Genomic DNA, 26,043 nt, shown 5'->3' with positions numbered 1-26,043 from the left:
GAATCAAATTTCTCAGTCAAATAACCTATTAATAAACAATAAAAAGGAAGTTATAGATTATCTAAAAAATAACGTCACTAAAGAATTATTCATTAAAGAAAATCAAAAAACTAAACTTTTAATATCAAGTTTTAATAAACAATCACAGAAAAATGACATTGAAATATTATCAATCTTAAAAAAGTATGAAGATAAAATTGAGCAAGAAAACATTATTGAAGAATTAAAGAAAAACATAAAACCGATTAAAATAAATAAAATTTCTAAATACCAATTTTATAAAGTTTTAGAAAAAATCTCAATCGATGTTTTAAAAGTTAAATTAACTGAAGAAAACATAGAGGAACTTAAGTCATTTGTAGGAATATTCTTTATCTGTGATACAAAATGTAAGCTTCAGTACCAACCTCAAGTAAAAGAGCTTTCTTTTATAAATCTTGATAATTCAACCGATTTTATATTAAGTATTAAATATTTAATAACTTCTAAAATTATTACAAATAATGTAAGCGGTAATATGCAAAACTTAGATAAGGTTATTGCTAAAAATGCATATAATACCATAGCTGAAAATAGAGCAGAAATTTTCAGAATTAATTTAAATTTAACAAATTTTGCTCCTGAAAAACAAAAAAATATAGATTTTATTTTACAAGAATTAAAAATAAACTAACAATAAATAACTAACAATAAACCAAATACAATTACAATTTTAAATTGTAAAATTGTAACCTACATTTCATTTTAGCTTTGTATATCATAATTAAAATTTAAGTTAAATACAATTAAAAATAATTAGATATGTCAAACTTATTGTACACACATTCAAAGAAAGATTTAGAAGCTATTGTTGAAATAGTAATTAAACGTTTAAGAAAAATGGATATTTCCGAAACCACAAAGGATATTCCAGAAGATGATCGTCTTACTCAAAAGGAAGCGGCAAGGTTACTTAATATTAGTGTTGTTACGCTTATTGATTGGAAAAAGAAAGGACTTGTTCCATTTTATCAAGTTCAAAGGTCAATTTTTTACAGTAAAAAAGAATTAATGGAAATTGCTCAGAAGAATAGAAATCTATTTAATAAAAAATAAACTCTATATGGTGAGAAATAAAAAAAGAGTTTAATCCCCATTAAACTCTCATTTATAAAAATAACTTACGTTATGTTTTGCTATAATTCTATGGCAAAGATAAGACATAACAATTAATCAAACAATTTATTATGAACTTAGATTCTGCCGAATTTATTCGAGTGGGCACGTCATATTTTGCTATAATTGAACGTCCTACCATCTCAAAAGATACCGAGAAAATCATGATTTCTTGGAACAAAGAAACCATCGTAAATGATCTTGGTAAAGATTATATTTCTGCTATCAAAAAGTACTACGGATTTTGCTGTATTCCACAACACATCAATTATGAGCGAGAAATTGGTGATTTCTACAATATCTATCATCCATTAGATTATGACATCGAAACCGAATCGGTAATTGATTTACTAGAATTACAATCAAAAATTCCTTATACACTTCAATATATCAAGCATATATTCGGAGAACAATATTTATTAGGGTTAGATTATCTAAAAATATTATTAGAAAATCCAACTCAAATTTTACCTGTTCTTGTATTAGTTTCCTCAGAACGTGAAACAGGGAAAAGTACATTTCTGAAATGGCTTCGAAAAATTTTCTCTTTCAATGCCACTTTTATCAATGCTGATTCATTTGTAAACAACTTCAATTCGGATTTAAATGGTAAACTTTTAGTTTTGGTTGATGAAATTATTACAGATAATCAACAGGTAACAGAACGTATTAAATTCCTTAGTACAGCAGACCGAAACAAGATTGAAAGCAAAGGAAAAGATAAAGAAGAAGTCGAATCATTCTACAAATTTGTGATGACTTCTAACTTTGAAAAGAACTTTATCAAAATCGATAAGAAAGAAACTCGATTTTGGGTTAGAAAAATTCCATCAATTATTAAAAATCCTGAATTTGATAAACACCTATACAAGGAAATTCCTTTCTTTTTAAACTATTTAATTCGAATTTCATATTCAACTCCGAAACAAACTCGTATGTGGTTTACTCCAGAGCAAATTCGTACAAAAGCATTGGCAAGATTAATGGATTTTGAAAATGAAGAAGCTAAAAGTAAAGTATATGATGTTTTATATGAAATCCAAGAAAACTTCAATACAGATGAAATATTAATTGCTCCTATGGATTTTCAGTCAATTTCAAAAAAGATCCATGGACGAAATGCAATAACTCCAAAAGAAGCTCGAAACATTCTAAAAGGGTTTGGTTTAACTCCTACCGATAATACATATAAATATGAAGGATTTGAGCTTTTACCACATGGTGAATTCGTGAAAATTGACCGATTAGGAAGATACTATAAAATTATATTCAGCGAAATACGTCATTTTTTTGATGAGAGTGATGAGAACCTTATAATTAATTAAATATCAATAAAATACTCTCATCAAACTTCTCATCAAACCGTCATCAAATTTTAGTTTGATGAGAGATTTTTTAAAACGATGACAAAATTTGATGAATGATGACAAGTTGATGACAACATAAGTAATTGTATATCTTATAAATAAATAATATTCTCATCAAATATCAAAAAAATTGTAAAATCTTAACTGCACAGGAAATGAATTGCAAAACAATAAACGAGAAAATAAGAATGATTGATTATTTAGCTAAAAAAGGTATTTATCCAATAAATAGTAAACAGAATATTTTTTGGTTTTTAAGCCCATTCAGAAATGAAAAAACAGCTTCATTTAAAGTCGATATTTCTACCAATCGTTTTTATGATTTTGGAGAAGGTTTCGGAGGGACTTTAATTGATTTAATTTCTAAAATTGAAAAACTTTCTATTAAAGAAATCATTCAAAAATTCAACGATAATTCTTTTTCTTTTCAAAAGCAAAATGATTTACAATTTGAAAAAGTTCAAACAAAAAATGAATATGAAATTTTGGAATTGAAAGAAATTTCATCGTTTCCTTTGATTCAGTATTTGGAAGAAAGAAAACTGCCTTTAGAAATTGTAAAACGTTATTGCAAAGAAATTCATTACAAATTGAATGGTAAAAAATATTACGCAATAGCTTTCCCAAACAATCAAAATGGTTTTGAAATTCGAAACAAATATGTCAAAATGTGTTTAGTCAAAAAAAATATTTCTTTGATTAAAAACAATCACAATCAACTAAAAATTTTTGAAAGTTGGAGTGATTTTATCAGTTACCTTTTTTTATTTCCTACTGAAGAATATAAAAATGATTTTTTGATTTTAAATTCAATTGCTTTACTCAGAAAAAACATAGAATCAATAAATAAATATGAAACTATTCAGACTTATTTTGATCACGATAACGCAGGAAAATCTGCATCGAATTTCTTAGAAACGGAATTAAAAACGAAAGTAAAAGATGATTCTATTTTCTATAAAAATTTTAAAGATTTGAATGAATTTCTAATTAAAAATTTCAAAATATAAAGGAAATCTCAACTATAATTTTTGAAAAAAATAAAAATAATTTGAAAACACATTTCACAATTTATAAAACAACAAAAATTAAACATTAGAAAATTAAACGTTTATTTTTAATTACTAAAATCTATCAAAATAGTACATACATAACGATTTTTAGAAAAATCGAAATACTAAAAAGTTTAAAACAAAATCTCAAAAACATAAATACAACTTTTAAAAATTATTTATCTCAATTTCTATCAATTACACATAATACAATATATATTAATTGTAAAAATGTTTTTGAGAAGCGAGAGGGAACGCCACTTGGTGGAGTTAATTTATTGGTTATCATTAATTTAAGTGTATTTATTTTTTACAAAACTATAAGTTAAGTATGTATTTTTCACAAAAAAACAACTAAAACACTCAATAACAACATTTTAAAAGTAGACATTTCTTAAACTTTAGACTAAAAATGATGAAAACAACGATTCAAATTGATACAGCTATAAAAGATAAACTTTCTTTCATTGGGGAAAAATATCATGTTATTTCTTATAATAGAATTATAGAATTTATTCTAAACTATCTTGAAAGAAATGAAATTAACTTAAAATATGAGGTTCGAAATGAAATGTATTATAATTTAAAAAGATTTGATGAAAATATATTGGATACAATTATAGAACTCTTTAAATCAGAAGAAAGAGTTTATAAAATACTGAAATATCAAGAAAATAATTATTTAAAAAACATAAGCCATGATGGTTATGATAAAATTAAAAATGAAATTTCTAAAACTAAAATAGAAAAATCGATTGTTATGGATTTTTATAATAAAATTATAATTGAAGAATCAAAAGTTACAGGCAAAAAGAATTTTATTCTAAATGTTTCTGAAGAAGAATTTCATGCTTTTCTAAAAAAACTTGATTAAATAATTTAATTTTTTGTTTCAAAATTCATTCACTTTTTAATTTAAAAATATGGAAAAAACTCATATTAAAGTAAGTCAAGAATTACGAGAAAGATTACTTTCTTATAAAAAAAAATATAATTACACTTCCCTTAATCAAACACTTGTGCATATCTTTTTTTATTGTGAACGCAATAAAATTGACTTTGATATTGAAATATCTGAAATAAGAGAAGATTTAATACAAATCAAATATTCTGTTGATTATTATTTAAATGAAAAAAGGAAAGATAAAAGAAAAATCATTAATGAATTATTTAAACGTGAAATTAAGTACCTAACAGCAATTTCAATAAATAGCTTTGAAAATTATAAATCAAAAATTTATAAAGACCATATTTTAACTGCTGATGTCAAACATTTTTTTGAAGATTTCACAATTGAAGAATTAAAATTTTCTAATTCTAACAGAATAATTCTAAACATTACTGAAGAAGAATATGATTCATTTAGAAATAAAATTAGAATATCATGATACTATTAAATTGTTAATACTCGTCTTTTTTTAATTTTTGAAGAATAGCTGCATTAATGAAATCTCTTATAGAGATTCCTGTTTCTGCTTTATGTCTCATTAATCTTTTGTGCGTTTCTATATCCATTTTAAAAGCAAATAATTTAGAACTTTCATAATCTGGTTTTACCGATATATTATCTACTTTATATTCTGTGTTTGCTATTTTTTGAAAATTGATTTTTAATTGTTCTTCTGAAGCATTATCCATAACCTTGAAATAAAAATGGCGTGAAACTAAACGCATTCCGTTACTGAGGTACTCGGATACCCAAAACTCGAAAAGGCTAGCCCACGCCACTATAAGGCATGAGCGTAAGCCTATCGAAAATTTTGAGTTTTTGAAGATTCCGAGTTTCCAGCAACCAAATTCCGACAGCTTACGCGTACGTAATTACTATTTTAATGAGGTAAAGATACTTCTTTTTATAAAAATTATTATTCAAAAAGAATTTTACAAGACAATACTTTGACGTTTAAGTTCGTATTTTTGCGATTCTCAATAAAATAAAATGATAGACAAAAATATTATTCTTTCTAATAATGAATTATCAAAGGATGTTACATATAAAAATGCAAAAAATAATCCTATTCAAAATTGGTTTCCTTATTTAGAAGGCTTTGCTGAAAACTTTATTGATTCAATTTTCAAATCTACAAATAGAGAAGTAAAATTTGTGTACGAGCCATTTTCTGGAACTGGCACAGTTCCTTTTTATTGTAAAAAAAATAATATTAATGTTTATTATTCTGAAGTAAATCCATTTCTTATTTCATTAACAAATATGAAAGTAGAATTATTACAATTAGAAGATTCTGATCTTGAACAGTTAAATATTGATTTAAGTTATTTAATAAACAATATAGAGCAATTAATTGAAAATCAAAAAGAAAACACAGTTTTAAAAGATACATATTTAGATACTTTTAAAAAAAGTATCTATTTCAATGAATCTAATTTCTCAAATATTTTAAAATTTAAAAACTTAATTGATTCATATAAAAATAACTTATTATCTCAAATACTTAATATTTCTGTTTGTTATAGTTTATTAGCTTGTTCTAACTTAAAAAGATCAGGTGATATAAGATTTAGAAAAGGAAAAGAACTCGATCAAATACAGGAAATCATTCCAACAGTATATGAAAAATTAATTACTATATCAAAAGATATTATTAATTTGAAGAAAGAGTTTTCTATAAATAAATCATTTGTAGCAAACAATAATAATTCAAAAGAATTTATACCTGATATTGAGAATAAAATTGATTTAATAGTTACTAGTCCTCCATATTTGAATGGAACTAATTATATTAGGAATACAAAACTTGAATTATGGTTTTGTGGAGCATTAAAAAAACAATCTGATCTTAATTATTTTAGAAAAGAGGTAGTTACTTCAGGTATTAATGATGTAACGAAAAATGAAAAATATATTGAAATTCCTAGACTTGAAAAGATATTAAATGACAAAGGTTTATGGTATGATCAAAGAATTCCTAAAATGATTAGAGATTACTTTTACGATATGAATATTGTAATTGAAAATTTTTCTAAATATTTGAAAAATGATGGGTATGTTTTTTTAGATATTGGAGATAGTATTTATGCAAACAATCACATACCTACTGATGAAATTCTTATTGATATATTTAAGGCTCATAATTTTAATATTATTGATAATGTATTATTGAGAGAAAGAAGATCGAAAAGTGGTCAGATTGTAAAACAAACACTTATTATAGCTAAAAAATGATAAATTCAGATAAATGGCAAAATTTTAAAGAAAATAATCCTTTAAAATTTGAACCATATTCAAAAAAAAATTGGGGAAACAAACAGCATTCATTATGTTCTTTTTATGGAAAATTGAAACCAGCAATTGCATATCATTTAATAGAATCTTTTTCCTCAAGAGAGGATCGAATATTTGATTGTTTTTCAGGTTCTGGCACTATACCATTTGAAGCTGCTTTAAATGGTAGATATAGTTTTGGATTAGATATAAATCCAATTTCAGTAGTATTATCCAAAAGTAAAGTAGGAATACAAAATCCTGAATTATGTTTATCGTTAATTGAAGAATTAGAAAATTTTATTTTAACATCAGATTTTGACGAAACAGAAGGTAATCTACATAAATCCTTTGGATATAATAAAAGTCTAGTGGAATATTTTCATCCTGACACCTATATAGAAATAATAAAAGCTCGTCAATTCTTTAAAAATTTAGATTTATATAATGATCCGAATGTTAGTTATGTAATAAGTTGTCTATTACATATTTTACACGGCAATAGACCTTATGCGTTGAGTAGAAATTCTCATCCTATAACACCATATGCTCCAACAGGAGATTTTATTTATAAATCCTTAGTAGATAATTTAAAAGACAAGTGTTCAAGATCTTTTTTCAATAAAAATTTAGATTCATTTAAACCAGGTAAAATTTTTCATGGAGATATTTTAAAAGAGTGGGACGATGATATTAATGACTTATCAGCAATTATATCATCTCCGCCATTCTTTGATAGTACAAAATATCATCAAGTTCATTGGCTTAGAAGTTGGTTTTTGGGTTGGAATGAAGAAGATTTCAAAATTAATAAAGACTCCTTTATAGATGAAATTCAAAAGAAAGATTTTGATATTTATAATAAAATTTTAAGAAATTCAAAAGAAAGATTAAAAAACAATGGTGTTGTAGTTTTTCATCTCGGTAAAAGTAAGAAAAAAAATATGGGATATGAATTATCTAAGATAGCTAAAGGTATTTTTAATAATATAGAACTTTTTGATGAGGATGTACAACATTTAGAAAAGCATGGTATTAAAGATAAGGGCACAGTTAGTGCCCATCAATATCTAGTAATGTATTAAAGTTTATTATATTCTTCAATTAAATTATAAGGCTGTTGGCTTTTATTTATTATTTTCTGTAAGGAATGTATAATAGAATCAGCAGCTTTTTTACCATCTCTTTCTTTTTGATAATCTGGATGAAGTATAAATTCTTCAAAAAACCATTTTAAATTACTTTTAAGTAAATTAATTATTTTTTCATTGGGTCTATTAGAACTTAATGTTTCTCTATCAATACCTGTTATTTCAGACAATCTTGTTAATTCAGCTTCACTATAAAAATCTTTAGGTAAAATATCACTTTTAAGTGAATTACAATTTGGGCATAAACATGTTGCAGTTTCATCCAATGGATAAAGGTGTGACAATGGCATAGTATGATCTAAATGCATGTCTTTTGCTTTTGTAATATTTTTATCACATTTAAAGCATTTTTTATTAAATTTTTCATGGATATAAACATCAAACTCTTTTCCGATATTCTTCTTAAATTTATGATAGATCCATTCACTTTTCAATAGGTGTGCGCATAATAATTCAAAAGATCTTCTTCGTAGAGAATCTTCTCTGTGTTGTGTAGATGTTCTTAAATGATTAAGTGCAGCATTTACATAAAATTTTTTACATGCTTTACATTCTAATTGATGTCCATAATAAGATTTGTAAACTCCATTTTCAATTTTATTATTTACATTTAGATTAACAATTGTTAAATTATTCGGACTAATATTTTTATAAGTTGAAAAACTTGAATGTCTACAAGGAGCTTTAGTTGAGCAATGATTTGAGAATGCTAATTGCATTCTTTCATTATACGGATTAATAGGTAATTTTCTCTGACATCTATTACAACTTTTTAATGGCACGTTTATATCCGAGGGAATACTACCATCCAGAATTATTTGAGTATCAAAGTAAAATTGTTCAGGATAACATATCTCTTTTTTACTATTATTATAATGTCTATAAAATTCAATATTATCTACATAGTCTGTATAACTAATAAATTGAGCATTAAAATGTGTATAATTAATCTCTAATTTATCATCATTAAAGTTAATTATTTTAATATAAGCTATTAAGGTTTTATCAATATTTTCTTCCTTATTCAAAGAATAATCTAAACCTATAGACGTATATTCTAAAGCTTGTAAATTAAATGTTTTGTTTATGATAGTGTTTCCATCCAATTTAAATCCAATTTCAACTATGCAATTATAATTACTAATAAAATAACCTCCAATAGCAGAAAAAAAATCCTCACTCAAAAATAAATTAGGAGCATCGGTAATATTTATTTTAATTTCTTTATAATATTCAGATTTGGAATCAATAGTTAACTTATATAAGTTTTTAATTTCATATTCACCTCCAGTTAATTCACCTCCAACTTTATTTCCTGTAACATTCTTTGTGCTTCTTCTTACTGGTGTAGTAAAACCATAAGTTGTTTTTTTTGCCATTATAATAGTTGTTTAATGTTGATTTCTAATGCTACAGATATTTTTTCTAACATTTTTATTGAGATGTTTCTTTTAGCATTCTCAACATCATTTATATAAGTTCTATCAATGTTAGCCTTTAATGCAAGAGTCTCTTGTGAAATGCCTTTTTCTTTTCGAAGTTTCTTAATATTTAATGCAATAGTTTCTAGTATATCCATTTAGTAAATATTAATTTATGTAGACAATTGTACAACGGACTATAGTCTACATTTTAAGTTTATTTAATTGTTCATTATTATTTTTTCTATTCTAAAAAAAAATATAATTCGCCACCTTTTTCGCCACCCATAAAAAAACAAATCCCTTAAGTATAATTACTTAAGGGATTTTTCAGTACTCGGAGTGGGAATCGAACCCACACTCCAAAGGAACACGAGTTTGAGTCGTGCGCGTCTACCAATTCCGCCATCCGAGCCTTTATGGACTGCAAATATAGTGTTAGTTTATTTATTTTTCCAACTATTTTTTAAACTTTTTACAGAATTATTTCTAACGTATCGTAAGCCAAATATTTACCTTTTGGTAATTGATTCTCAACTTCATCATGAAAACCCAAATGATGCGAAATATGTGTAAAAAAAGTTTGTTTAGCACCTATTAATTCAGCATATCGAATCGCTTCGTCTAACAAAATATGTGAAAAATGTTCATGTTCTACACGCAATGCACTTATAATCAAAATTTCTACCCCTCTTAATTTTTCTAAAGACTCTACAGGAATCGTTTTCACATCAGTTAAATAAGCAATTTTATCATCAATCAGATAACCCAAAATAGGCAATGGTCCATGCATTATTTTAATTGGTTCTATCGAGAATCCAGCAACTTCAAACTTATCTTCTTCAATATAATTTTCTATCACCGTTGGCACACCAGGATATTTATGTTCGGCAAACATATAGGGAAAACGATTATGCAATTCATCTAATACGCGTTTCAAACCATAAACATTCATGTCTTCACCAGATTTGAATACCAAAGGACGAATATCATCTAATCCCATTACATGATCATTGTGCTCATGTGTGTACAATATCCCGTCCAATCTTTGCGCATTGTAACGTAACATTTGTTGTCTAAAATCGGGACCACTATCTATCGTAATAATCTTACCATTTTTTTCTAATAACAACGATGATCGCAAACGTTTATCTTTTTGATTAGTCGACAGACATACAGGATGATCGCTTCCAATAATCGGAATTCCTTGCGAAGTCCCAGTTCCTAAAAAATGTATTTTTATATTTGATTTAGCCATAATGATTTGGTAAATTTACCACAAACTATTTGAAATATAATTATGGCATTAGAACAAGTTCTTACTCCTAAACAAAAAGCTTTAGAGATCAATTTGAATCCGAAAATATACGGTTCTTTTGCAGAAATTGGAGCAGGTCAAGAGACTGTTCGTTTTTTTTATCGCGCTGGTGCAGCTTCAGGTACTGTTGCGAAAGCAATGAGTGCATATGACAAAGAGATGTCTGATTCTATCTATGGTGTTGAGGAAAATCGTCGTTATGTAACACAAGCTCGTCTTAAAAAAATGTTGGATCATGAGATGGAATTGATGAAAGAACGTCTTATTGATGATCATTACAAAGAAAAAGCATTTTTTACTTATGCAAATACGGTTACTACTATTGATTATTCGAAAAAGAATGAAGGTCAAGGTTGGATAGGTTTACGTTTCAAATTGAATGCAGAAGAAGAAAAAGCAAATGAAATTATTTTTCATGTAAAATTCAAAGAAAATACAGCGCAATTACAACAAGAAACATTAGGTGTTTTGGGTGTAAACTTAATTTATGGCGCTTATTATTACCATGATAACCCAAGAAAATTAATCAAGTCTTTGTATGATACGTTGGATAAAGATCAATTAGAAATTGATATGATTAATTTCCGTGGTCCGCAATTTAAATATGTTGATAATCGTTTGATGTCGCTTCAATTGGTTAAAAATGGAATGACAGATGTTGCGGTTTTCAATCCACAAGGGAAAAATATTCTTCCAGCAGATTTACTTTACAAGAAAAATATCTTTGCTATTCGTGGTTCTTTCCGTCCTTTTATGAACGTGAATATGGACATGTTCAAAGGTGGATTAGAAATTTTTAAACAAGAAGATAATGTACGAACAGATAACACCGAAATTTTATTCGAGATTACACTTTCTAATCTGATTGCTTCTGGTTTTGAAGGCGAATTAAACGAACGTGATTTCTTAGATCGTGCTGATATAATTGGAAGTTTAGGTCACAATGTTATCATTTCTAACTTTTCTGAATATTATAAATTAGTTGACTATTTCTCAAAATTCACTCGAAATCAAACCAAAATTGGGTTAGCAATGGGTGTTAATAATTTGGTCGAGATTTTCAATGAACAATATTATGCTGATTTACCTGGTGGAATTATGGAAGCTTTCGGAAAATTGTTCAAGAAAAATGTAAAAGTTTATTTATATCCATATTTAGACAAACAAAAAGATATTTTACTAACTTCTAAAAATCTACAAGTAAGTGACAACGTACACGAATTGTACAAATATTTCTTGTATAATGGACGAATTCAAGATATTCTGAATTATAACAGAGGTTATTTAGATTCTTATTCGCGTCGAATTTTAGAAAAAATTGCCAATGCTGAACAAGATTGGGAGAACGAATGTCCAGAAGGTGTTGCTGATATGATCAAAGATCGTGGCATGTTTGGTTATAAATTGAAATATATTTTGGAGTAAATTATTAAGTCAATCTCAACTCGTTTCAAATTCTCGTCATAAAGAATATGCGATGTTGAAAATAAACTCAACGTGACAATAAGGTTAACTAATTTGGTTAACCTTATTTTTTTTAATATTTTTATTCATCAATAAATTTATTTATGAAATATTTCTACATCTTATTCTTCATTATCTTATTTATTTTTTCATGTACAAACGATGATGATTCTCAAATTCTAAAAGAAAAAGAACCTATTGAATTAACAACTTTACCTGTCACAAACGAAAGTCTATATTCTCTTGAATTAAATGCGGATTTCAAAATAGATGATATAAATTTAATGACTGAGTATGGTTTTATTGTTGATACAATTAAAGATGTATCTCCTAATAAAAACATGAAAATGTTTAAAGCTCAAATAAAAAATAATAAACTATATACTTTATTAGGTAGTCTTGTTAACAATAAAACATTATACATAAAATCTTACGCAAAGATTAAAGATAAATATTATTTTGGAAATGAAATTGAACATAAGTTGATAGAAGATAATGTTTTATACATTGAAAAAGATTTAATAATAGATAGCCAAGAAAAATTAAATGAATTAGCTGAAAAAAAATATACGAGTATCCGACAAAGAAATAATAGTTCTTCTTTAATTATTACAGGAAATGTAAATGATATTTCTGGACTCAATACAATTGAGATTTTAGAACTTCACTTTTTAAGAATTGAAGATTCCAAAATTGAGAATCTTAATGGTTTTAATAAATTGAAATCTATTAGCTCTGGTCATATGTTTTACTATGGTGTAAGTATAAGTAATAATAAAAGTCTAAAGAAGATTGAAGGTTTTGAAGAATTCACGACTAATTATTCTGCATTATCAATCTATAATAATCCAAATTTAGAAACGATTAATTCATTCAATAAATTACATGTTAATTATGATGATTTACAAATAAGTAAAAATCCAAATCTAAGAGTAGTAGATTCCTTTAAGTCATTATCGGGATTATCAAGATTATTTATTACTGAAAATGATAATCTAATAACGTTGAATAATAGTTTTGAAAAGTTAGAATTAGCTGTGTATGGTACTATAATAAGTAATAATAAAAATCTTTCTAAAATAAATAACTTTAAATCATTAAAGAAAACCGAATATCTTAATGTAGAAAATAATAAATTATTAGATGAAATATCTTTTCCTAATTTAGAGACAGTTAATTGGGCATTTAATATTTTATATAATGATAATTTAACTAAACTTAGTTTTCCTAATTTTAAGAGAGCAGAATATATAAATTTTGAAAGTAATAATAGTTTAATAAACTTGGATGGGATAAAAGATGTTGAAACAGATTATTTATTTGTAAAATTTAATAATTCCCTTAAAAATCTCACTTCATTTAAAAATGTTAAAATACAAATTCATCTATACGGAAACCCGTTATTGAATTCATTAAAAGGCTTTGAAAATGTTAAAGAGTTAAAAGGAACTTTTGATAATGCAGAAATAAAGATTATTAATAATAATTCATTAGAAGATTTATCTGGATTAGACAATTTAAAAGGTGTTTATGGTGTGGACTTCTCCATTTTTGATAATAAAAATTTGAAATCGTTAAAAGGTTTAAATAATTTAACTTCGATTAAGAGTCCTTATGGAAGTCCCCGTTCTTTGAGTATATATGAAAACCCTAAACTTTCTGAATATTGTGCAATCAAAAAGTTTGTTTCAAATCCAGAAAATAATTTGGATACAAAAAATAATTTATACAACCCTACAATTGAAGACATTTTAAAAAATTGTAAATAACAAAAAACCACTCAATTTGAGTGGTTTTTAATTTTATATAAAAATTCTGATCGAATTAATCTTCTAATAAATCAGCTGGATCATCAACAGAAACTTCACCAGTAACTGGTTCTCCTTTAATTAAAGCAACAATTTTCGCTTCAATTTCTTCACACAATTCAGGATTATCTTTCAATACTTCTTTTACAGCATCACGGCCTTGTCCTAATTTGCTGTCGTTATACGAATACCAAGAACCAGATTTATTTACAATTCCTTTCTCAACACCCATATCTAAAACTTCACCCACTTTAGAAATTCCTTCACCATACATGATATCAAATTCAGCTTGACGGAATGGAGGAGCAACTTTGTTTTTAACCACTTTTACTTTCGAGTGATTTCCGATTACCTCATCACCATTTTTAATTTGTGTCGAACGACGAATATCCAAACGTACAGAAGCATAGAATTTTAACGCATTACCACCTGTTGTTGTTTCTGGGTTTCCGAACATAACACCAATTTTCTCACGCAATTGGTTAATAAAAATTGCAGTACACTTTGTTTTGTTAATCGTACCTGTCAACTTACGTAATGCTTGCGACATCAAACGAGCTTGTAATCCCATACGAGAATCACCCATTTCACCTTCGATCTCCGCTTTTGGTGTTAATGCTGCTACCGAGTCAATTACAATAATATCTATCGCTCCTGAACGAATTAAATTATCAGCAATTTCTAACGCTTGCTCACCATTATCTGGTTGAGAAATAATTAAGTTTTCTACATCAACCCCTAATTTAGATGCATAAAAACGGTCAAAAGCATGTTCTGCATCAATAAATGCTGCAATACCACCTGCTTTCTGAGCTTCTGCAATTGCGTGTAACGTTAAGGTTGTTTTACCTGAAGATTCTGGTCCGTAGATTTCGATTACACGTCCTCGAGGATAACCTCCTACACCTAACGCTAAATCTAATCCCAAAGATCCTGAAGAGATGACTTCTATCTTATCATCAACAGCCGAATCTCCCATACGCATTACAGTTCCTTTACCGTAAGCTTTGTCCATTTTATCTAAAATCAGCTGTAGTGCTTTCTTTTTATTATCTAAATCGCTCATTATCTTATTTTTTTTATTTTTCTAATATTTGTTTTGCGTGTTCCTTTGTTTTCACTTTTTCGATTACATCTGTAATCATTCCATTTTCATCAATAATGAAAGTTGTACGATGAATTCCATCAAATTCGCGTCCCATAAATTTCTTAGGTCCCCAAACGCCAAATGCATTCAAAATAGCATGGCTTTCATCTGCAAGCAAAGGAAAAGGTAAATTATTTTTCTCAGCAAAATTCTTTTGTCTTTTTACAGAATCTGCACTTACACCAACCAAATGATAACCTTGTGCTTTCAACGCATTTTCGTTATCGCGCAAATCGCATGCTTCGGCTGTACAACCAGGCGTACTTGCTTTTGGATAAAAGAAAACTACCAATTTTTTTCCTGCGAAATCTTGATACGAAACCTCGTTTCCATCTTGATCAATTCCTTTAAAATCTGGAACTTTATCTCCTACTTTTAACATGTTGATTTGTCTTTAGAACTTCTCGTAAAAATAATGATTATATCTTGAATCTGGATTGATTTAATTAATTAATCTTTTATTTCTACTACAAATGTAAGTTATTAAAACGTCAAAATAAGTCGTTATAAAATAATCAAGATAAAAATGATACATTTACATAAAAGTTTCAGAACTTATGATGTTAAAGAAAGAACGTGTGCAATTTGTGATTGATGAATTGGAAAAATTATACCCTACACCTCCTATTCCATTAGATCATCAAGATGCTTTTACCTTATTGATTGCAGTACTCTTATCTGCCCAAACAACAGATAAAAAGGTGAATCAAGTTACACCCGAATTATTTGCAAAAGCAGCCAATGCAAAAGCAATGTCACTATTAGAAGTGGATGAAATAAAATATTATATCCGCGAAATTGGCTTGTCAAATACGAAAGCAAAAAATATCAAACGATTATCCGAAATTTTACTCGAAAAACACAATGGCGAAGTACCTGAAAGTTTTGAAGAGTTAGAAGAATTGCCAGGAGTTGGTCACAAAACAGCTTCGGTTGTAATGGCGCAATGGTTTGGTCATCCTGCTTTTCCTGTAGATACGCACATTCATCGTTTGATGAAATTATGGAAGTTAACCAAAGGTAAAAACGTTGAAGAAACAGAGAAAGATGCTAAGAAAATTTTTCCGAAAGAATTATGGAATAAACTTCATATACAGATTATTTATTACGGAAGAGAATATTCTCCTGCACGTGCATGGAGCTTAGAAAAAGATTTTATTACGCGAAAAATGTTTGAATAAAAAATGCTCGAAAATTCGAGCATTTTTTATTATTTCACTGGTTGATAAACAAAACGTCTAAACTGTAAGGTGTCATTTACGATTAAACTATCTTGAATAATCATATAATACGGATCTAATTGTTCCATATAATATTTTTTCAATTCTCCATTTGTTGGGGTAACGTTCAAGGATCTTTTCGATTTTTCAGCTTCAAAAGTATATTTTCCTTCTGTAACTGTTTCTTGACAATTTCCGTTAATCGTTTCAAAAACCACTGAAAAATATTTTTCTACATCTCTAAAATCTAACGTCGATTGCCTTTCACATTCTAATAACTTATCAACTGTATCTACATTCGCTCTTTTGTAACGAATTTCTTTCAACTGCCATTTGTTAGCGCGCAATAATTGATCCTGAGATATCGCTAAAGAATCATCTTCTTTACATGAAAAAATAGAAAGTAAAAAAGTTGAGATCAAAAATATACCGAAAAAATTTTTCATTTTAAATTCAAATTATCATGTAAAAATAAAAATTTTGATTGACGTAATAACATTATAAGTTTACATTAGAGTTTTTCTAAAATGTCATAACTGATTGTATTTGCAATTTTTTCATAATTTTTATCTGAATCCATTATTTTTTTCTCGGTAAATGTTTCAAAAGTTATTGAATTATCCTCGTTAACTTTGACAACTTTATCTTCAAAAACATAATCATCAATATAAAATTGTATTCTATTCTCTACAATTCTCCACAAAGTTAATCTTGGTTCGCTTGGGAAACAATTGCCATTTCTTCCTTCTACATAATTATAAATTGCGTATCCATTATCCCAAATTGTATAATTCCTCATTAATCGACAATTGTCAAAATCTTTTGATATTTTTTTCCCAGCTTCATAAAAACCAGCTTCTTTCAATTTCCAAAAACCGAGCACATTTTCTTTTTTTAACTCTTGTGAGAATGCTATGTTGGCTAAAAATAAAGTCAGTATAAAAATAAGTTTTTTCATGCGATTAATTTAAAAAGTAAAAATATGTTTTATCTTGAGAATTAAATGCGAAAAATGAAAACTTTTTTGTCGAAACTTTTGATAAATTTAAACTATCAGTAACTTCTTTTGGAGAAAATAATGCAACCAATAAAATTATTGTGATCTCATCTGCAATTGGTGTGAAACAATCTTTTTATACCAAGTTTGCAATTTATTTAGCAAACAAAGGTTATTTAGTTTTCACTTATGACTATCGTGGTATCGGAGACTCTAAACCGAATAACTTGAAAAACTTTAAAGCAAATTTTATCGATTGAGCTGACAAATATTTTTTAAGTTTGACACAATATATTGAAGAATTTTATCCTACTCATAAAAAATTTTTAATTGGTCATAGTATTGGCGGAATAATGATTGGTTTGACACCTGCTTATAAAATTTATTCAAAAATAATTACAATTGGTTTGCAATACGGTTACATCAAAAATTTTCACCGAAAGGATAAACCAAAAGTTACGTTTTTCTTCAAAATTGCTATTCCTATTTTATCCAAAATTTATGGCTTTTTCCCTTCACAAAAAGTTGGAATGGGCGAACCAATTCCAAAAGGGATTGCCCACGATTGGAAGAAATTAATCTATTTTAAAAAATCAATAATAGATTATGCAGATCAAACTCAGAACTTATTCGAGGAAATCACCAAACCTATTTTAATTATTAGCTTGGATGATGACTTTATGGCAACGCCAAAAGCTGTTGATCTTTTTGCTGAATTGGTGCTGAAAAATGCGAAGAAAAAACGTCTGAATATTGTTCCGAAAGAAGTTGGATTAGAAAAAATTGGGCATTTAGATTTTTTTAGAGGAGAAAAATAAAGAACAATTATGGCAAATTCCTTTGGATTTTTTTGAGGAATAAAAAAAGCCCGAGAAAATCTCGAGCTTTTTGGTTTTATAAACGAATACTAATTCCTCCTAAAACATTAATACCTGCTTGCGGAAAATAATAACCTCCTTCGTAATAATAACCATTCGATTCGTATTCGACATCAAATAAATTATTAATTAAGATCGAAAATTCAAGGTTTTTAATTCCTTTTACTTTTGGTGAATATCGAATCAATAAATCTGATACCAAGTAACTATCCAATTTTCCATCTACTGGTTCTGTATTGGACAAATATTGCTCACCTACATATTTATTTGTTAAGTTAACCAGTACATTCTTGAATGGAATTGCTTCGAATCCGAATGCAGAAATTACATCTGGCGATAGTGCAATCTTCGTTTTTCCATATTCTTTTAATGATGAATTCCAGTTTTCATCCCACACTTCTTCTGTATAATTTTCGTGTTTATTCTCACTAAAAGTTATATTCCCAAAAATATTCAAACGATTTGGAATGATTTTATAATTTGCGTCCAGCTCAATTCCTCTTCTAAAACTCTTACCAGAATTTGTTCTTTTACGACTTCCGACATCATTAATTTCACCTGTTGGAACTAATTGATTTTTATAAGCCATGTAGTACAAATTGGCACTTAAAGAAAGTCGTCCACTTTTTTTATACCCCAATTCATAATCTTGTAAAAATTCTTCTTCAGGCTTTTTATCTTTTCCATTTAGTCCTTCATAATCAATACGCAAAGGCTCTCGGTGCGAAATTCCATAAGAAGCATACAACGTATTAGTTGAATTTATATTAAAATTTACTCCGGCTTTTGGATTCACAAAATTAAACGTATCCGTAAATGGTCTAAATTCTTCTGCATCATTTTCGCCATTTGGTAAATATTTTGCATCATAACCTACATAACGATACTGTAAATCTCCAAAAAGATCAAATTTGTTGATTTGATACAGCACTTTTGCATAAGCTGCAAATTGTTTTTTTACGGCATTATTGTTATAGTATTTAAAATTTTTATCAGACCAATCTGTGTTGTCTACCCACAATACATTACCATAATGATCGCCATCATATTTGTTTGCAGATAAACCAAAAAAGACTTTAAAATCGTTCAACTTTTGATTTTCTACTTCCAAATTAAATCCATAAAAATCATTATCAAGATATTCTCTATTGATTAAGTTTCTTTTCTCTGATGTTAAATGATTTAATTTATAACGTTCTAATCCGCGATTATTTTTATAGCTCTCGTAATAACCTTTACCTTTTGTGTAATGAATCGTTAAATTAGACTTCCATTGATTTCCTAAATCTTGTAACCAAGACAAAAAATAATGATTCTGTTTGTAATTATCTGTATGATTATTATAATAGCCAAGCATATTTCCTTCCGAATCATACATTTCGCCTTCATAATTGTAGGTACGATCTTTTTTCAAGGTCTCCGCATCTACACCACTCCAAGCTTGATAAGTTTGTTCTTTACCAAACATATTCTGAAACCTAAATTTTGTTTTATCATTCAATTCATACAAAGCAGTCACATCATAGGAAATCAAGTCTGCCCAAGCACGATCTACATAACCATCAGAATCCAACTTAGAAAAACGACCGTCAATACTCAATTTATTGTTTAGTATTCTCCCTGTACCTGCCTGAAAAGTATACTTTTGCGTATTGAAGCTTCCAAAAGAAACATTTGCTTCTGCGAAAGGAATTGCAGATGGATTTTGAGATTCAATGTTTACACTTGCACCAAAAGAAGCCATTCCATTTGAAGAAGTTCCTACGCCTCTTTGTATCGTCATAGCATTTGTTGATGATGCTAAATCAGGCATATTTACCCAAAAAACACCTTGAGATTCTGGGTTATTTAATGGAATTCCATTCAAAGTAACATTAATCGATTGTTCATTAAGTCCACGAATTTTGATGGATGAATAACCAATCCCTGTTCCTGTATCAGATGTAATAGAAACTGATGTAGCTGAATTTAACAATGTTGGAACATCTTGTCCTAAATTCTTTTTTTGTAACAGTTTAGCTGTTACTTTTTCAACTGTAATTGGAAGTTTTTCAACAATAGAAACTTCTTGAAGTTGAATTTCTTCTTTTTGAATTGTATCATTTTCTTGAGCATACAGTATGGATGCACCAAATAATGACAATAAAAAAATCGACCTTTTCATAATTAATTTTTAAAAATATTATGAAAGGAGCCATCTTACACTTATAAATTTTACGCGCGAATGTAATTTGGTGAAGTACCATTTCCCTTAGCAGCATTACCTGCCCAGGTTCTTTGGGTATAATCTCAGCCTCTAAATAAAGAAGCACCCCTTTCGATTGAAAATCAAAGATAATTATTTTTTTGAAATCTAAAAATTTACTCAAAAACATCTTCTTTTTTTAAACATAAAAAAAACCTTCAGAAATACTTCCGAAGGTTTACAGGGTTTAGTAATAAATAAAGATTGATTTTCTATAAAAAAAATCAATTGGCTTGGTTGGTATAATAGTTCAAATAATTATTAATTCTGCACAAAGAAAAAGTAGAATAAATTAACACCCAAACGAAAAAGTATACATAGTATCTAAATAGTGTAAGAAAATGCTGAAAAAATAAATAAATAGTTAGCTTTATTCTATTTTTAATTCCGCTACAATCGGAAAATGGTCTGATTTTATGTCTTCTCCTCGATAAAAATTTGTCACTTTCATCGATTTCGTAACCCAACATTGATCAATATTGGTACGAAATATTGGAATAAAAGCATTCCAAGAATTTTGTAAACCGAAACCAGATCGTGCGTCTTTCAATTTATCCGATTGGACTAATTTGAAATTCGGTGAATAAACCGTACAATTCAAATCTCCTATCAAAATAATGTTTTCAGTAGACAAAGCATCTATTTCATGTTTCATCAATTCGTATTGTTGATTGCGTTTTTCAAAACGTGCTTGGTTTGGTAAGGGAGGAACAGGATGTGTTGCTAAAATACTTACAGGTTTACCGTCTACAGAAATTTCCGCTAAGATAGACGGATGCATCTCATCTATATAGTTTTTTGTAGACACTTTTGTAAGCGGAACTTTAGAATAAATAGCTATCCCAAAATTATTATTCCTTACTTCCTCTTTATAGAAAGGATATTCTTCTCGAATAAATTCAACATTTTTTTGCCATGCTGGAGTTAATTCTTGTAAAATAAGTACATCACTTTTTTCTTTTTCTAAATAATTTTTCAAATAATGAAAGTCTTCATTCTGAGAAAAAATGTTGATTGAGGTAATCTTAAAATTAGATTGTTCTCCTTTTGCATTCTCCCCAAAATAGAAATTTCCCATATTCTGATAAACAATAATAGGAATCGCAACAAGCGGAAGCAACCATAAAATATTCTTTTTTTTCTCTTTTCGAATGGAATAATTAAAAATCAAACACAAAAAAAATGCAATGATTAATGCATATATAGAATATTGTACCAACATATCAAATACAAAGTATTGATAAAAGCTCTTACTCGTCAAATAAATTCCTACAAATACAAAGAATAAAATCCTGCTCCATTTTGTTAACATCTCGTCAATACTTTTTTAGTTCTCGTAAAAATAGAAATTATATTATTTATTAACTTCGCAATATGATAAAAATCGGAATTTTAGGAGGAGGACAATTGGGGTATATGTTTTTGCAAAATGCATTACAATATCCTTGTGAAATTAGTATTTTAGATCCAGCTGCAGACGCACCTTGCGCGCCACATGCACACCATTTTGTACAAGGTGATTTCAAAGACTATGAAACTGTCATCGCTTTTGGAAAAGATTTAGATGCTATCGGAATCGAGATTGAACATGTCAATGTTGAGGCATTACGCTATTTAAAGTCAATTGGAAAACGAGTTGTTCCAGATCCTGAAGCTTTAGCGATTATTCAAGACAAAGGAGTTCAGAAAGAATTTTATGTCAAGAATAATATTCCGACTGCGCCTTATTTTGATTTAGACAATTGGGAAGAATTGAAATCGAAACAAGATATAAACTATCCAGTTTTTCAGAAATCTCGAAAAGATGGTTATGATGGAAAAGGTGTTCAGTTCCTAAGATCTGAAGCTGATTTAGACAAAATGTTGCAATCACCTTCAATTTTCGAAACTCCTGCGAATTTAGATCGCGAAATTGCTGTCGTTACAGTTGCCGATCATTTGGGAAATATCGTCACCTATCCAACCGTAGAATTTATCATCAACGAAGAATATAATTTATTAGATTATCTATTAATTCCATCTTCATTAAGTAAAGAAATTACTGATCGTGCAGAAGCAATCGCTCGAGATGTAGTAAAAGCTTTGCAGTCTCCAGGCGTTTTTGCTGTAGAAATGTTTGTCAACAAAGACCAATCAATTTGGGTGAACGAAACAGCTTCTCGTGTTCATAATTCTGGTCATTCAACAATAGAAGCGGCTTACTCATCTCAATTTGATCAAATGTTAAGAACCTTAATGCAATTGCCTCTTGGTTCGACAAAATTATTCGCAACATCTGCCATGGTTAATTTGATTGGTGCAGAAGGTGAAACGGGACCAGCAGTTATCGAAAATATTGAAGAAGTTTTAGCAATTCCTGGAACCTATTTGCATTGGTACCAAAAAACAATCACGAAACCTGGTCGAAAAATGGGACATGTAACATTGGTGAATGATGATATAGAACAATTAAAACAAAACATAAAACAAGTCAACTCAACGATAAAAGTCGTTGCAAAAAAATAACACAACTATGGTAGGAATTATTATGGGAAGTGATAGCGATTTGCCTATCATGAAACAAGCAGCTGATCTATTAACAGAACTTAATATCCCTTTCGAATTAACAATTGTTTCGGCACATCGCACGCCACAACGTATGTTTGATTATGCAAAGACAGCACACGAACGTGGAATAAACGTCATTATTGCAGGTGCTGGAGGAGCTGCGCATTTACCAGGAATGGTTGCGTCTATTACGCCACTTCCTGTGGTTGGTGTTCCGATTAAATCGTCAAATTCGATTGATGGTTGGGATTCTATTTTATCTATTTTGCAAATGCCAAATGGTATCCCAGTTGCTACAGTTGCTGTGAATGCGGCGAAGAATGCAGGAATTTTGGCAGCACGCATTTTAGGCGCGACTAATCCAACTTTGCAAGAAAGATTAATCCAATACCAAGAAGATTTACAAAAAGCTGTAGAAGCGAAAATAGAGCTTGTAAAAGGCGAATATCCAAATGGGTTTGATAAATAAAAACTAATTTGTATGATTGGAAACTACATCCAATACTTGGAAGGCTATAATAAAGATAATATTACATTTTCTGATATTGAAAAAGCTATAATAGAAATTAATGAAACAGATGATGAACACGGTACATTTTGGGTTTCTGTAATTTCTGATGATGATTTTGAAAATGTTATAGAGACTTCAAAATCATTAGATTTAATTATAACATTTGATGAAATAGGTACTAAGTATAAAGCTAAAGACTGGAATGAAGTTAAAGAATTATACAAACTACTTTTAGAAGAAAAGTTTGACTTAATAAAAGCTCAAATTAAATAAAACCAAAAACTCCCAAACTTTACAGCTTGGGAGTTTTTTATTATAAGAAATTTTAAATCTTAACGTAAAGCTCTGTCGCGGTTATCAACCACATCAGCAGCTTGAATCAATGACTGTAACAATGTTTGTTGGAAACGTCCTTGTAATTGACGATTTAAGTTATCCAAGATCATTGAACCTTTTTGATTCTTTTGAATTTGTTGATTTGAAGGAATGATATAGAAAACTCCTGCATTACCTGCAATTGCTTTAGAAGATTGATTTGGTTTAACTCCAAACGCAGCTCCAACAACTTTAGGCTCTAAACCAATTCCAGTTAAATTAGAATTAGAAAAGTTAACTGTTGCATTTCCTTTTTTCGCTCCAAATTTAGATGCAAAAGCATTTAAACCTCCGTTCGCAACTTGCTCATCTACCAATTTAGCCACTTTCTCTTGCATTAAAATTGGCTCTACATATTGACGAACAACACTTGGATGCGCTAAACCTTTGTCAAATTTTTCAACTAAATGAACAACGATGTAATCTCCTGTAGAAGATGTAAACAAGTTTGTTGCTCCTGTTTCAGTTTTCTTGTCAAAAGCCCATTTTAAGATATCCGCATCTTGATCATTTGGAATGTCTTGTCCAATTGCAGCATAACGCTCAATACCCTCTGTTGTATTATTTAAATAACCTCCTTTTTTTGCAAGGTTCTTGAAATCATTTAGTGATTTATTCTCTACATTTTGAACGTAAGTTCTTGCGTTTGTAAATGCTTTTTCTGTTGTCGCTTTAGAAGGCTCGATTGTTTTTACAATGTTTGCAACTTGATAAGCTGTTTTATTCTTTGCTTCATCAACTTTGATGATATGGAAACCAAACTGAGATTCTACCAAATCAACTGTTCCAACTGGTTTTGTAAAAATAAATCCGTTGTACGATTGATCTAATTGATTATTCTTTCCAACCCAACCAATACTTCCTTTTTGAATAGCAGATGATTTATCGTCTGATTTTGTTGCAGCAACTTCACCAAAAGAAGATGGATTAGCTTTTACATCAGCTAAAATTCCTTCTGCTAATTTTTTTGCTTCATCTTTTGTACGTTTCACTCCACTTCCAGCAGCGCTTCCTGTGTAAGCAACTAAAATGTGGCTTGATTTTACAGAATCTTTTACTTCTTTCGATTTAGAAAGTTTGTACAATTGATACGTATTTCCAACTTTGAAAGGACCTCCAATTTGTCCAACCGCAGCAGTTTTCAAGAAGTTTGTCGCTTCTGGACCTAATTGCGCTTGTTCTAATTCTGCTTTTGTAAAGAAATTCGGGATAAATGGTTTCTCAGAATTTTGAGTAACATAAACTGAATCACTTTTTGCAGCACTAAAAGCTTGAATAGTATCTGTGACATTATTCATTTCGTCATGAATAATTTGAGTACCTAAATATTTTTTGATATTTTCTAAAGCAACTGCTTCATCAGCAGAAGAGGCTCCAGCAGGAAAATATGTATAGCTTAATTTTACTAAACCTTCTGCTTTAAATAACTTCGGATATTTTGCTTCGTAAGCAGAAATTTCTTCGTCAGTTACTTTTACATTTAATTTTTTAGATAAAGTTGCGTAATCTACAAACGCGTACTGAATGTTTGCATTCGACACATTATACCCTTGTTGAATATCTGCTTCTTTGTTTGTAACCGCTGTACCAGCCATTACATATCCAAAATATTTTTGAGATAAAATTTGTAATTTTATTTGTTCTGCTGTTTGCAACCAACCTCTGTATTGTTGTTGAGCTTCTGGACTTGCAGCGGCATTAGCTTCTAACTGTGCAATTTGTTGCTGTGCTTCAGCACCAGATGCCATTCCAAAGTTTTGTGCAACATAACCCCAGAATTCGTCATCAGAAACTTTTAAACCTAATTTTTCAGCATGTTGTTTCAACACTTTTTGACTAACTAAGCCATTCCAAGTTTGTTGAGCAATTTGATTTGGAGTTGCAGATTGACCTTGGTTTTCATACATCTTTTGTGTTTGATCGTATGCATTTTGATACTCTGCAATACCAATAGATTCACCGTTTACTGTACCTACTACAGACGGATCTCCAGTAAATAATTGTCTAATCTTTGAATTCTCTCCGAATAAATCTCCTGCAACGAAAGCTAACATTGCAACTCCGATTACAACGAAGATCAGCCAAGTTTTTTTACGAATTTCTCCTAAAACTGCCATTGTTTTATTTTAATGTTATTTCTATAATAGGTGGCGAAAATACGACA

The 26,043-nt window shown here is 28.7% G+C and carries 26 protein-coding genes and 1 tRNA gene; 15 read left to right on the top strand and 12 right to left on the bottom strand.

Annotated features, from left to right (window positions below):
• The 6 genes from HX088_RS00355 to HX088_RS00330 all read left to right on the top strand — a co-directional run.
• A partial coding sequence (locus tag HX088_RS00355) for a hypothetical protein (protein ID WP_286482931.1) occupies positions 1 to 673 on the top strand: 673 nt, incomplete at its 5' end.
• A 128-nt stretch (positions 674 to 801) separates the two neighbouring features.
• Positions 802 to 1,095, top strand: a complete 294-nt coding sequence (locus HX088_RS00350) for a helix-turn-helix domain-containing protein (protein ID WP_286482930.1) — start codon at positions 802 to 804, stop codon at positions 1,093 to 1,095.
• 131 nt (positions 1,096 to 1,226) lie between these two features.
• A complete protein-coding gene (locus HX088_RS00345; protein WP_286482928.1) occupies positions 1,227 to 2,480 on the top strand; it encodes a primase-helicase family protein in 1,254 nt (417 codons plus the stop codon).
• Between the two features lie 197 nt (positions 2,481 to 2,677).
• Positions 2,678 to 3,532: a DUF8464 domain-containing protein gene (locus tag HX088_RS00340; protein WP_286482926.1), complete on the top strand. Its 855-nt coding sequence runs from the start codon at positions 2,678 to 2,680 to the stop codon at positions 3,530 to 3,532.
• 457 nt (positions 3,533 to 3,989) lie between these two features.
• Positions 3,990 to 4,448: a hypothetical protein gene (locus HX088_RS00335; protein WP_286482924.1), complete on the top strand. Its 459-nt coding sequence runs from the start codon at positions 3,990 to 3,992 to the stop codon at positions 4,446 to 4,448.
• A gap of 49 nt (positions 4,449 to 4,497) precedes the next feature.
• Positions 4,498 to 4,962, top strand: a complete 465-nt coding sequence (locus tag HX088_RS00330) for a hypothetical protein (protein WP_286482923.1) — start codon at positions 4,498 to 4,500, stop codon at positions 4,960 to 4,962.
• A 13-nt stretch (positions 4,963 to 4,975) separates the two neighbouring features.
• Here HX088_RS00330 and HX088_RS00325 read toward each other — a convergent pair whose 3' ends face one another.
• Complete coding sequence (locus HX088_RS00325; RefSeq protein WP_286482920.1) at positions 4,976 to 5,248, bottom strand: hypothetical protein; 273 nt, start codon at positions 5,246 to 5,248, stop codon at positions 4,976 to 4,978.
• 265 nt (positions 5,249 to 5,513) lie between these two features.
• Between HX088_RS00325 and HX088_RS00320 the strand changes: the two genes are divergently transcribed.
• On the top strand, positions 5,514 to 6,758 hold the full coding sequence (locus tag HX088_RS00320; RefSeq protein WP_286482919.1) for a DNA adenine methylase: 1,245 nt from the start codon (positions 5,514 to 5,516) through the stop codon (positions 6,756 to 6,758).
• Entirely contained in the window at positions 6,755 to 7,882 is a 1,128-nt protein-coding gene (locus HX088_RS00315) for a DNA methyltransferase (protein ID WP_286482917.1), read from the top strand. Before HX088_RS00320 ends, HX088_RS00315 begins: the two co-directional genes overlap by 4 nt.
• Here the strand turns inward: HX088_RS00315 and HX088_RS00310 are convergent.
• The 4 genes from HX088_RS00310 to HX088_RS00295 form a co-directional block, all read right to left on the bottom strand.
• Positions 7,879 to 9,327, bottom strand: coding sequence for a hypothetical protein (locus HX088_RS00310; RefSeq protein WP_286482915.1), 1,449 nt, complete (start codon positions 9,325 to 9,327; stop codon positions 7,879 to 7,881). The genes HX088_RS00315 and HX088_RS00310 overlap by 4 nt on opposite strands.
• Positions 9,327 to 9,527 (bottom strand): helix-turn-helix domain-containing protein, encoded by a 201-nt coding sequence (locus HX088_RS00305; protein WP_286482913.1) that lies wholly within the window; start codon positions 9,525 to 9,527, stop codon positions 9,327 to 9,329. Before HX088_RS00305 ends, HX088_RS00310 begins: the two co-directional genes overlap by 1 nt.
• Before the next feature lie 176 nt (positions 9,528 to 9,703).
• Positions 9,704 to 9,784, bottom strand: a tRNA-Leu gene (locus HX088_RS00300).
• Between the two features lie 60 nt (positions 9,785 to 9,844).
• Complete coding sequence (locus HX088_RS00295; protein WP_171623002.1) at positions 9,845 to 10,627, bottom strand: MBL fold metallo-hydrolase; 783 nt, start codon at positions 10,625 to 10,627, stop codon at positions 9,845 to 9,847.
• Positions 10,628 to 10,666: 39 nt separating this feature from the next.
• On the opposite strand from HX088_RS00295, the gene HX088_RS00290 reads away from it, so the two are divergent.
• The gene (locus tag HX088_RS00290; protein ID WP_375781344.1) at positions 10,667 to 12,112 is read left to right on the top strand and encodes a TonB-dependent receptor; all 1,446 of its coding nucleotides are present in this window, start codon (positions 10,667 to 10,669) and stop codon (positions 12,110 to 12,112) included.
• Positions 12,113 to 12,255: 143 nt separating this feature from the next.
• The gene (locus HX088_RS00285; RefSeq protein ID WP_171623000.1) at positions 12,256 to 13,920 is read left to right on the top strand and encodes a receptor L domain-containing protein; all 1,665 of its coding nucleotides are present in this window, start codon (positions 12,256 to 12,258) and stop codon (positions 13,918 to 13,920) included.
• Positions 13,921 to 13,975: 55 nt separating this feature from the next.
• Here the strand turns inward: HX088_RS00285 and recA are convergent, their stop codons facing one another.
• Positions 13,976 to 15,025 carry a recombinase RecA gene (gene recA, locus HX088_RS00280; RefSeq protein WP_171622999.1) on the bottom strand — a complete coding sequence of 350 codons (1,050 nt, stop codon included), beginning with the start codon at positions 15,023 to 15,025 and terminating at the stop codon, positions 13,976 to 13,978.
• A 13-nt stretch (positions 15,026 to 15,038) separates the two neighbouring features.
• Positions 15,039 to 15,494: a thioredoxin-dependent thiol peroxidase gene (bcp, locus tag HX088_RS00275; protein WP_171623052.1), complete on the bottom strand. Its 456-nt coding sequence runs from the start codon at positions 15,492 to 15,494 to the stop codon at positions 15,039 to 15,041.
• A gap of 172 nt (positions 15,495 to 15,666) precedes the next feature.
• Between bcp and nth the strand changes: the two genes are divergently transcribed.
• Positions 15,667 to 16,287 carry an endonuclease III gene (nth, locus tag HX088_RS00270; protein ID WP_171623051.1) on the top strand — a complete coding sequence of 207 codons (621 nt, stop codon included), beginning with the start codon at positions 15,667 to 15,669 and terminating at the stop codon, positions 16,285 to 16,287.
• Between the two features lie 29 nt (positions 16,288 to 16,316).
• Here nth and HX088_RS00265 read toward each other — a convergent pair whose 3' ends face one another.
• Entirely contained in the window at positions 16,317 to 16,772 is a 456-nt protein-coding gene (locus HX088_RS00265; protein WP_225539175.1) for a lipocalin family protein, read from the bottom strand.
• Between the two features lie 65 nt (positions 16,773 to 16,837).
• The gene (locus tag HX088_RS00260; RefSeq protein ID WP_260541750.1) at positions 16,838 to 17,284 is read right to left on the bottom strand and encodes a lipocalin-like domain-containing protein; all 447 of its coding nucleotides are present in this window, start codon (positions 17,282 to 17,284) and stop codon (positions 16,838 to 16,840) included.
• Positions 17,285 to 17,604: 320 nt separating this feature from the next.
• Between HX088_RS00260 and HX088_RS00255 the strand changes: the two genes are divergently transcribed.
• Positions 17,605 to 18,141, top strand: a complete 537-nt coding sequence (locus HX088_RS00255) for a hypothetical protein (protein WP_286482905.1) — start codon at positions 17,605 to 17,607, stop codon at positions 18,139 to 18,141.
• A 76-nt stretch (positions 18,142 to 18,217) separates the two neighbouring features.
• On the opposite strand, the gene HX088_RS00250 is transcribed toward HX088_RS00255, so the two are convergent.
• Both HX088_RS00250 and HX088_RS00245 read right to left on the bottom strand, forming a co-directional pair.
• A complete protein-coding gene (locus HX088_RS00250; protein WP_260541748.1) occupies positions 18,218 to 20,365 on the bottom strand; it encodes a TonB-dependent receptor in 2,148 nt (715 codons plus the stop codon).
• 451 nt (positions 20,366 to 20,816) lie between these two features.
• Positions 20,817 to 21,668, bottom strand: a complete 852-nt coding sequence (locus HX088_RS00245; protein WP_260541747.1) for an endonuclease/exonuclease/phosphatase family protein — start codon at positions 21,666 to 21,668, stop codon at positions 20,817 to 20,819.
• 152 nt (positions 21,669 to 21,820) lie between these two features.
• Between HX088_RS00245 and HX088_RS00240 the strand changes: the two genes are divergently transcribed.
• The 3 genes from HX088_RS00240 to HX088_RS00230 are packed head-to-tail and all read left to right on the top strand — an operon-like array spanning position 21,821 to position 23,777.
• Positions 21,821 to 22,951, top strand: coding sequence for a 5-(carboxyamino)imidazole ribonucleotide synthase (locus tag HX088_RS00240; protein ID WP_286482903.1), 1,131 nt, complete (start codon positions 21,821 to 21,823; stop codon positions 22,949 to 22,951).
• Positions 22,952 to 22,958: 7 nt separating this feature from the next.
• On the top strand, positions 22,959 to 23,462 hold the full coding sequence (purE, locus tag HX088_RS00235; RefSeq protein WP_038333183.1) for a 5-(carboxyamino)imidazole ribonucleotide mutase: 504 nt from the start codon (positions 22,959 to 22,961) through the stop codon (positions 23,460 to 23,462).
• A 12-nt stretch (positions 23,463 to 23,474) separates the two neighbouring features.
• Positions 23,475 to 23,777, top strand: a complete 303-nt coding sequence (locus HX088_RS00230; protein WP_260541745.1) for a hypothetical protein — start codon at positions 23,475 to 23,477, stop codon at positions 23,775 to 23,777.
• A gap of 59 nt (positions 23,778 to 23,836) precedes the next feature.
• On the opposite strand, the gene HX088_RS00225 is transcribed toward HX088_RS00230, so the two are convergent.
• Positions 23,837 to 25,996: a peptidylprolyl isomerase gene (locus HX088_RS00225; RefSeq protein WP_286482900.1), complete on the bottom strand. Its 2,160-nt coding sequence runs from the start codon at positions 25,994 to 25,996 to the stop codon at positions 23,837 to 23,839.
• Positions 25,997 to 26,043: the final 47 nt, after the last annotated feature.

It is taken from the genome of Empedobacter sp. 225-1 (assembly GCF_030328185.1).
GTDB lineage: Bacteria > Bacteroidota > Bacteroidia > Flavobacteriales > Weeksellaceae > Empedobacter > Empedobacter stercoris.
The sequence above is the reverse complement of the archived record's forward strand: the minus strand, read 5'-3'. Positions and strand labels throughout refer to the sequence as shown.